At 73.2% G+C, this 2,027-nt stretch carries 3 protein-coding genes; 2 read left to right on the forward strand and 1 reads right to left on the reverse strand.

The genetic code is table 11. From position 1 onward, the window contains the following. On the reverse strand, positions 1-212 hold a 212-nt coding region (locus tag IY392_RS02235; RefSeq protein ID WP_194860401.1), incomplete at its 3' end, for an Rrf2 family transcriptional regulator. A gap of 193 nt (positions 213-405) precedes the next feature. On the opposite strand from IY392_RS02235, the gene IY392_RS02240 reads away from it, so the two are divergent. After that, positions 406-1,896 (forward strand): cobyric acid synthase, encoded by a 1,491-nt coding sequence (locus IY392_RS02240; RefSeq protein ID WP_194860402.1) that lies wholly within the window; start codon positions 406-408, stop codon positions 1,894-1,896. Beyond that, on the forward strand, positions 1,893-2,027 hold a 135-nt coding region (locus tag IY392_RS02245; protein WP_194860403.1), incomplete at its 3' end, for a precorrin-6A/cobalt-precorrin-6A reductase. The genes IY392_RS02240 and IY392_RS02245, both read left to right, overlap by 4 nt.

A 2,027-nucleotide genomic window follows, 5' to 3' on the forward strand; every position in this document is an offset into this window, starting at 1 on the left:
GCCTCGGTGATCGCGAGACCACCGCCCCGGCCCCGCCGGGACTCGACGAGGCCGAGCTCCACGAGCCGGGAGACGGTCTTGGCCACGTGGCTCGTCGACGCGTTCACCGACTCGGCGATGCCCCCGGCGGTCATCCGGTCCCCGCGCCCGTCGGCCACGGCGAGACGCATGAGGGCGCGGAGCGCGAGATCGGAGAACCTGGACAACTGCACGAGGCCGAGCGTGCCATATTGCGAACCGCCGTAGCGCATTTGTCCGCAGTGATCTCAAATACGTTCTGAGCTGGGCATTTGGCGGGCGTGTCACCAGCAGGAACGCGGGGTCCCCCTAACCGTCGCGGCCCGTCGTCGCGTCGGCGGAGCACCTCGGCGGGGGCGGGGGAGGGCGCGGCTAGGATCGATCCCCATGGCAGCCTCCCTCCTCGTCGCCGGCACCACGTCGGATGCCGGCAAGAGCGTGGTGGTGACGGCGCTGTGCCGGGCGTTCGCCCGGCGGGGCATCAGGGTCGCGCCGTTCAAGGCGCAGAACATGTCCAACAACTCGATGGTCGTCCGGGGTCCGGCGGGCTTCGGGGAGATCGGCCGCGCGCAGTGGATCCAGGCCCTCGCGGCACGCGCCGAGCCCGAGGTGGCGATGAACCCGGTGCTGCTCAAGCCGGGCGGCGACCGGCGCAGCCACGTGGTGGTGATGGGCCGCCCCGCCGGGACGGTCTCGTCCAGGGACTTCGTCGACGGTCGCGTGCATCTGGCCACCGCCGCCCATGCCGCATACGACGACCTGGCCGACCGGGCCGACCTGGTGCTGTGCGAGGGCGCGGGCAGTCCTGCCGAGATCAACCTCCGTGCCGGTGACTACGTCAACATGGGCCTGGCCCGTCACGCCGACATGCCGGTGGTCGTGGTGGGCGACATCGACCGCGGCGGGGTCTTCGCCGCGATGTACGGCACGGTGGCACTACTGGATGCCGCCGACCAGCGGCTCGTCGCAGGCTTCGTCGTCAACAAGTTCCGCGGTGACCCCTCGCTCCTCGCACCGGGGCTGGACCACCTCGAGGCGCTCACCGGACGGCGGGTCCACGGAGTGCTGCCCTGGAGCCCCGACGTGTGGCTCGACTCCGAGGACGCGCTGGACATCGGCGGTCGCCGCGCCGACCCCGGCCGGGCGTTGCGGGTCGCCGTGATCCGGCTGCCCCGGATCAGCAACTTCACCGATGTCGACGCGCTGGGGCTGGAGCCGGACGTCGACGTGGAGTTCGTCACCGACCCCCGGACCGTCCGGGGCGCGGACCTGGTGGTCCTGCCCGGCACGCGCGCGACGATTGACGACCTGGCCTGGCTCCGCTCCCGCGGTCTGGACCGCGCGGTGATCGACCACGCCCACGCCGGGGGGTCGGTGTTCGGCATCTGCGGTGGCTTCCAGATGCTCGGCCGACTCGTCCGGGACCCGGAGGGGGTGGAGGGTCCCGAGGGCGCGGAGGTCGACGGGCTCGGGCTGCTGGACGTGGAGACGGAGTTCGGGCCGGAGAAGGTCCTGCGTCTGCCCACCGGGGAGGCGCTCGGTCACGCGGCGGCCGGGTACGAGATCCACCACGGGCGGATCGGCCTCGGCGCGGACCCCGAGTTCCTCGGGGGCGCGAGGCGCGACGGTGTGGCGGGCACCATGTGGCACGGGAGCCTCGAGTCCGACGGGTTCCGTCAGGCCTACCTCGCGGAGGTGGCGGCCCGCGTCGGCCGGGTCCGCGAACCCTCCGGGGTGGACTTCGCCGCCGCACGCGAGAGGCGACTGGACCTGCTGGGTGATCTGGCGGTGGAGCACCTCGACCTGGACGCCCTGCTGGAGCTGGCCCGCGAGGGCGCGCCGGAGATGCCGTCCCTGCCGCCGGGGTCGGAGCGGTGATCCTCGTCCTGGGTGGGACCGCCGAGGCGCGGGAGCTGGCGAGACTGCTGCAGGACGCGGGTCACGAGTTCTGCTCGTCCCTGGCGGGGAGGGTGGCGCGTCCGCGGCTGCCCGTGGGCCGGGTCCGGATC

It is taken from the genome of Dietzia sp. SYD-A1 (assembly GCF_015356725.1).
GTDB lineage: Bacteria > Actinomycetota > Actinomycetes > Mycobacteriales > Mycobacteriaceae > Dietzia.